This window comes from Phenylobacterium sp., assembly GCF_037138395.1.
In the GTDB taxonomy this organism is placed as follows: Bacteria; Pseudomonadota; Alphaproteobacteria; order Caulobacterales; family Caulobacteraceae; genus Phenylobacterium.
Genome location: NZ_JBAXIM010000131.1, coordinates 1 through 7159, shown reverse-complemented (window position 1 = coordinate 7159; position 7159 = coordinate 1). Strand labels below are relative to the sequence as shown.

Genomic DNA, 7159 nt, shown 5'->3' with positions numbered 1-7159 from the left:
ACAGCAAACGCAGCCAGCCAGAGTTGCGATGTCATAAAGAGGGGCAGGAGGAAGGCCGTGGTCCCGGCGCTTGAGGGTCTGCATGTACTCGATCTGTCCACCCGACTCTCCGGCGCCTTCGCCGGACGTCTGTTCGGGGATTTTGGCGCAGACGTCCTCCTCGCCGAGCCGCCGGGCGGCCATCCCCTGAGGGCCCAGGGCCCCTTCCTCGACGACCAGCCCGGACCCGACCGAGGCTTCCTCAACGCCTTTGCCAACTGGAACAAGCGCTCCACCGCGGTGCGTACGGCGGACGAACTCGCCCGCCTCGTCGCGTCTGCGGACGTCGTGATCACCAACCTCGGCCCTGGCGAGGAAGGGGATATCGGCGGGATCCCCCTCAGGCCCGCTCTCGCCCAGCTGAAGCCCGATGCCGTCCATCTCAGCCTCACGCCGCACGGAAACTCGGGACCGCTCGCGTCGATTCCGGGAACCCACCTTACCGCCTGCGCGCGCACCGGCTGGGCCTGGGTGAACCGGCTCCAGGGCGAGCCGCCCCTGCAGCTTCCCCGGGACCAGGCCGGCTATGTCGCCGGTATTGCGGGTTTCCTCACCGCCTCCGCCGCCCTGCTGGGCCCAGCGGGCCGAGGGGCGCCCGAAGAGGTGTCGATCAGCGAGACCGAGGCACTGGCCCTCACCGTCCACCCCTGGGGCATAGCCGCGATCTACAATGGCCAGGGGTTTTCCAACGCCGCAGGCGGCCGACCGCGCGGCGCCGACTATCCGCTTTTCGACCTGGCCGACGGGAAGATGCATTTCGCCCTTCCGGACTTCCACAACTGGACCCCGGCCCTGGAGGCCATGGGCCTGCCGGAGCTCGCCCACCGCGAGGACCTGATCCCCGACCTCGGACGACACTCCCTGGACCTGACCCCGGTGTTCACGGCCATGGGGGGCAGCCTGAAGTCTCGGGAACGCTGGCCGGTCTTCGAGCGGCTGGCCGAGCTGAGATGCCCGGTCGGCGTCGTCCAGACCCTCGATGAACTGGTCGAAAACCCGCACCTCCAGGCCCGGGACTTCCTGGTGGAGACCGAGGTCGAAGGTCGCCGCCTGCGGGCGCCCGGCGCGCCGGCCAAGCATACGTCCTCGCCCTGGGCCCTCCGCCGTCCGGCCCCCCGCCTCGATGGTCAGGCCCGCGACTGGACGGCCGAGCCACGCCCTGCCGTCGGGCAGCCGCGCCCCGCCCGGTCGCCATCCCCCGAGGGCCCGCTGGCCGGGGTCCGGGTGTTGAGCTTCGGCCAGGCCTGGTCCGGCACCTTCGGGACGGAGCTCCTGGCCCTGCTGGGGGCGGACGTGGTCCAGATCGGCTCGCGCCACAGGCCCGACGTCTGGCGGCGGGTCAGCGGGGCCGTGCCCAGGGCCGTGGCCCAGCCCGGCCGCACCCAGCACGCCCTGAACACCCAGGGCCTCTACAACTCGGTGAATCTCCACAAGCGTGAACTGACCCTGGACCTGCGCCAGGACAGCGGACGCGACCTGTTCTGGCGCCTGCTGCCCCGCTTTGACGTCCTGGTCGACAACTTCCGGTCGACGGTCATGCCGGGCTGGGGCGTCACCCTGGAACGCCTGCACGCGCTTCGGCCAGGAATGGTCTGGGCCTCCGTCTCGGGCTATGGCGCTACGGGGCCCTATTCGCCCTTCCCCGCCAACGGCTCGACGACCGAGCCCATGTCAGGCCTGTCCTCGATTCACGGATACGCAGGCGACGCCGGCATGAATACCGGCGGGCTCTTCCCGGATCCCATGTCCGGTTACTTCCTCGCGGCCTCGGTCGTCGCGGCCCTGCATGCCCGGGACCGGACCGGCGAAGCCCAGCGGATCGACCTGTCGATGATGGAGGCAGTGGCTGTCCTGTGCGGCGAGGCGGTTCTGGAGGGGCAGGCCCGGGGACGAGCGCCGGGGCCCGGCGGCAACCGCCATCCCGCCATGGCCCCGCACGGCTGCTTTCCCGCAAAAGGACATGACGGCGGCGAGGACTGGATCGCCATCGCCGTGAGCGACGACCTCGCCTGGAGCGCCCTCGTGGAGGCGACAGGCGATTTGCGACTGCGGGACCCGCGGTTCGCCGGTCTGGAAGGCCGCAGGCGGTTCGAGGACGAAATAGACAGCCTGCTGGCGGAATGGACCCGGGGGCAGGACGCGGCCCAGGCAGAGTCGGACCTCTGCGCACGGGGCGTGGCCGCCGCCCGGGTGGTCCCGCTCTACGAACTGTATGACCGGCCGGATCCCAACTTTCTAGCCTCTGGCTTCGTCTCTGAAATCGTCCATCCCGAGGTCGGACCCTCCTGGCTTCCAGGTCGTCCCTGGCGGTTCGCCTCGGGACCCTCGGCCGCCCTGCGCCCAGCCCCCTGCGTGGGTGAACACAGCCGCGAGATCCTGGTTGGGGAACTGGGGTTGACCGAGGCCGAGTATGCTGGACTTGTCGCATCCGGCGTGACCGGAAGTCTATCGGAAGGGGCCTGACCGCCCTGGATGGCCAAGCTTAGAGCCCCGAAGAGGGCCGGAGGAAACATCCGTGACGATATCGTCCATCCTGATCGCCAACCGCGGCGAAATCTCCATCCGCATCGCCCGCGCGGCATCGGACCTGGGACGCCGCACGGTGGCGGTCTGGTCCGAGGATGACGCCGACAGCCTGCACAGGCGGATGGCCGACGCGGCCCATCCCCTGGCCGGCAAGGGGCCCTCTGCCTACCTCGACATGGACGCAGTCGTTCAGGCCGCCCTCGACAGCGGATGCGACGCGGTCCACCCGGGCTACGGCTTCCTCTCCGAACGGGCCGAATTCGCCCGGCGCTGTGCCGCCGCCGGCCTGACCTTCATCGGCCCGTCCGTCGAGCACCTCGCCTTGTTCGGCGACAAGGCCCGGGCCCGGGAAGCGGCACTGGCGGCGGGCGTACCTGTCAGCCGCGGACTGGACCGCAGCGTCACCCTGGAGGAGGCCCGGGAGTTCCTGGACGGACTGCCCAAGGGCCAGGCCATGATCATCAAGGCCCTGGCCGGCGGCGGCGGACGGGGCTCGCGCGTGGTCGCCGGGGTGGACGAACTGGACGCCGCCTACGCCCGCTGCCGCTCGGAGGCCCAGGCCGCCTTTGGCGTTGCGGATGTCTATGTCGAGGCCTTCCTGTCCCGGGCGCGGCACATCGAGGTCCAGGTCCTGGGCGACCGGACCGGCGACGTGACCCACCTTGGCGAGCGCGAGTGCAGCGTCCAGCGCCGGTTCCAGAAGGTGGTGGAGATCGCCCCGGCCCCCGGCCTCGATCCGGACCTGCGCCGGCAGATTCTCGACGCCGCCCTCCGGCTCGCCCGCAGCGTCGGGTACACGAGCCTGGGGACCTTCGAGTTCCTGGTCGACGCCTCCGGCGCGCCGGCGGACCCGCCCTTCGTCTTCATCGAGGCCAATGCCCGCCTGCAGGTCGAGCACACGGTGACCGAGGCGATCACCGGGGTCGACCTGGTGCAGGCGCAGATCCGGCTGGCGGAGGGCGCGACCCTCGTCGAACTTGGACTTCCCGACCCCGACGCCCCATCTCCGGCCCGTTTCGCCATCCAGGCCCGGGTGAACCTTGAGACCCTGGCCCCCGACGGCTCGGTGCGTCCCACCAGCGGGGTCCTCACCGCCTACGAGGCCCCCAGCGGCCCGGGCGTGCGCACGGACGGCTTCGGCTATGCCGGATACCGGACCAGCACCGCCTTCGACTCCCTTCTGGCCAAGGTGATCTGCAGCGCGGACGGCGCCGACGCCGGGCCGGCGGTCGCCCGGTCCCTGCGTGCCCTGTCGGAATTCCGGCTCGAGGGGGTGGCCACCAATATCGGCCTGCTTCGCAACATCCTGCGCCATCCCGACTTCGTCGCCGGGGCGGTGCATACGCGCTGGCTCGACGAGAATGTCGCAGAGCTGGCCGCGCCGGACGAGACGGCGGTCAGCCGCTACGCAGCCCTGTCGCGAAAGGGCGCCTCCGATACGACGGGCGGATTCGCCGGGGCCCGGGTGAACACCCGCGACCCCCTCGCCCTCTTCAAGCACGACGCGGACGTCAAGTCGGCCCAGGCGGCGACGGCAGAGACCGGGCCCGACCTGGAAACCGAGGCGGTGGGCCCGGATGGGTCGGTGGGAGTCGGCTCGCCGATCCAGGGGACCATCACCGCCATCGACGTCGCCATCGATGACCAGGTCCGCAGGGGCCAGCAGGTGGCCATCGTCGAGGCGATGAAGATGGAGCACGTCATCACCGCCGACCGGGACGGCGTGGTCCGGGCTGTGACCATGTCCGTCGGCGACGTGGTCCGGGAAGGCTATCCCATCGTCTTCATCGAGGAGGCCGAGGTCTCCGGTGCCCGGATCGAGGGGGCGGTGCGCCTCGACCCCGACTTCATCCGTCCCGACCTGCAGGAAAACCTCGACCGGCACGCCTACACCCTCGACGAGAACCGTCCCGAGGTGGTGGCCAAGCGCCATGCCCGGGGCTACCGCATGGTCCGCGAGAGCATAGACCAGCTGATGGACGCCGGCTCCTTCAAGGAATACTGGCCGCTGATCGTCGCCCGCCAGCACCGGCGCGCCGACATGGAGACCCTGCGCCGGACCACGCCCGGCGACGGCGTGGTGGCCGGGATCGGCGCCATCAACGGCGAGCATTTCGGGCCCGAGCAGAGCCGGGCCATGGTGGTGGCCTACGACTACACGGTCCTCGCCGGCACCCAGGGCGGACGTAACCACTACAAGCAGGACCGGATGTTCGACCTGGCCAAGCGCCTGCGGCTTCCCGTGATCCTGTTCGGCGAGGGCGGCGGCGGGCGTCCGGGCGACGATTCCACGGGGCCGGGCGTGGCCTTCGATACGTCGACCTTCACCCAATACGCCCAGCTCAGCGGCCTGGTGCCCCTGGTGGCCATCGTCAACGGCCGCTGCTTCGCCGGCAATACGGCCCTGGTGGCCTCCAGCGACGTGATCATCGCCACGGAGGGCACGACCCTCGGCATGGGCGGGCCAGCCATGATCGAGGGCGGCGGCCTGGGCATCTACACGCCCGAGGAAGTGGGGCCCATGTCCTTCCAGGTCCCCAACGGCGTCGTCGACATCCTGGTCCGCGACGAGCCCGAGGCCGTCGAGGTCGCAAAGAAATACCTGTCCTACTTCCAGGGCCCGATCGCGGACTGGGAGGCGCCCGACCAGAGGACCCTCCGGCACGTCATCCCGGAGAACCGCCTACGGCTTTACGACATGCGGGAGATCATCTCGACGATCGCCGACATCGGCTCCGTCCTCGAAATCCGCGAGAAGTTCGGGGTGGGCGTCATCACCGCCTTCATCCGGGTCGAGGGCCGGCCCATGGGGGTGATCGCCAACAACCCGCACCATCTGGCGGGCGCCGTCGACTCGCCCGGCGCCGACAAGGGTGCACGCTTCATCCAGCTCTGCGACGCCTTCGACATTCCCATCCTGAGCCTGATGGACTGCCCGGGCATCATGGTTGGGCCAGATGTCGAGCGGACCGCCCTGGTCCGGCACGCCCTGCGGATGTTCAACGTCGGCGCCAATGTCACCACCGCCCTGTTCGGGGTAGTGGTGCGCAAGGCCTACGGACTGGGCGTCCAGGCCATGTGCGGGGCCAGCTCGGGCATGCCCTACTTCACCGTCGCCTGGCCCACTGCCGAGTTCGCCGGGATGAATATCGAGGGGTCGGTCAAGCTGGGCTTCCGGAAGGAGCTGGCCGCCATCGAGGACCCCGAGGCCCGGCGGGCCGATTTCGACACGCGCGTCGCGCGGGCCTACGAGAGCGCCAAGGCCGTGAACGCGGCCGCAGGTGGCGGCCTGGACGACGTGATTGATCCCGTGGAGACCCGCAGCTGGATCGTCCGGGGCCTCCAGGCCCTGCCCCCGGTTCGGCCGCGCGAGGGCAAGAAGTACCCCTATATCGACCCCTGGTGACCCCCACCCGGCCTGGCATTCCCCCGGTCAAGGCCTGCCCGTTAACCAAAAAGTCGTGCCTGCATGGCTAGGGTCCGCCCTATCTTCGCCACGGTCCACTGCAGTCTGGCGAAGCCCCCTTGATCGGACCTGAAACAGGGCAGAGCCGGAGAGACCATGGAGCCCGCCGCCATCACGCCGGAGACCTTCTCCTTCCTCGCCCTGTTCGCCCGGGCGGACTGGGTGGTGAAGTCCGTGATGGTCTTCCTTGGCCTGGCGTCGCTGGCCTCCTGGGCGGTAATCTTCGACAAGGGCGTGCGACTTCGCGGGCTGAACCGGGCGGCGGACGCCTTCGAGGCCGAGGCGTCGTCAGGGCGCGGCCTCGAGGACATCGCCCTGGAGGCTGGCGACAACCCGCCCCACACCCTTCACCGGATGCTCCAGGCGGCGCTCTTGGAATGGCGGGAAGCCCGCGGTCGCGGACCGGTCTCGGAGGGACAGGCGGCCTTCCTGATCCAGCGGATCGACCGGGTCCTCGACGCCGCCATCGCCCGTGAGGCCCTGCGGATCGAGGCGGGACTGTCGGCCCTGGCCATCGTCGCCACCGCCTCGCCCTTCATCGGCCTGTTCGGCACGGTGTGGGGGATCATGCACAGCTTCCAGGCCATTGCAGTGCAGAAGAACACCAACCTCGCCGTGGTGGCGCCCAGCATTGCCGAGGCCCTGTTCGCCACCGCCCTGGGCCTGATCGCCGCTATCCCTGCCTATATCGCCTTCAACCACTACTCCTCCGCGGTCGGCCGCTACACCGCAAGGCTGGAGGCCTTCGCTGACGACCTGTCTACCGCCGTCCAGCGTCGACTGGCCGCGAAGGTCTGACCCATGGCCCTGTCTGCGAACGACGCGTTTTCCGGGGCCGGCGGCGGAGGCCGCAGGCGGCGCTATGGCCGCAACAGGCGCTCGGCCCTGTCCGAGATCAATGTGACGCCGCTTGTGGATGTCATGCTCGTCCTCCTGATCGTGTTCATGATCTCCGCACCCCTGCTCACGGCCGGCGTGCCCCTTGAACTCCCGAAGACCGAAGCCAGCGCCATCCGGGAGGCCGAGGCCCCGGTCAGCATCGCGATCCGCGCCGACGGTGCCGTCTTCGTCCAGGATCAGCCGACACCCTTCGAGGCCCTGGGGCCGGCCCTCGCCGCCGCCGCCTCG

At 70.0% G+C, this 7159-nt stretch carries 4 protein-coding genes; all 4 read left to right on the top strand.

What is annotated here, in order from left to right; translation table 11 throughout:
• Positions 1-57 precede the first annotated feature (57 nt).
• On the top strand, positions 58-2502 hold the full coding sequence (locus tag WCJ52_RS10295; protein ID WP_336903217.1) for a CoA transferase: 2445 nt from the start codon (positions 58-60) through the stop codon (positions 2500-2502).
• Between the two features lie 52 nt (positions 2503-2554).
• Positions 2555-5971, top strand: coding sequence for a carboxyl transferase domain-containing protein (locus WCJ52_RS10290; RefSeq protein WP_336903216.1), 3417 nt, complete (start codon positions 2555-2557; stop codon positions 5969-5971).
• A 156-nt stretch (positions 5972-6127) separates the two neighbouring features.
• Positions 6128-6829 (top strand): protein TolQ, encoded by a 702-nt coding sequence (gene tolQ, locus WCJ52_RS10285; protein WP_336903215.1) that lies wholly within the window; start codon positions 6128-6130, stop codon positions 6827-6829.
• A gap of 3 nt (positions 6830-6832) precedes the next feature.
• Positions 6833-7159: biopolymer transporter ExbD (locus WCJ52_RS10280; RefSeq protein WP_336903214.1), on the top strand; the 327-nt coding region annotated here is incomplete at its 3' end.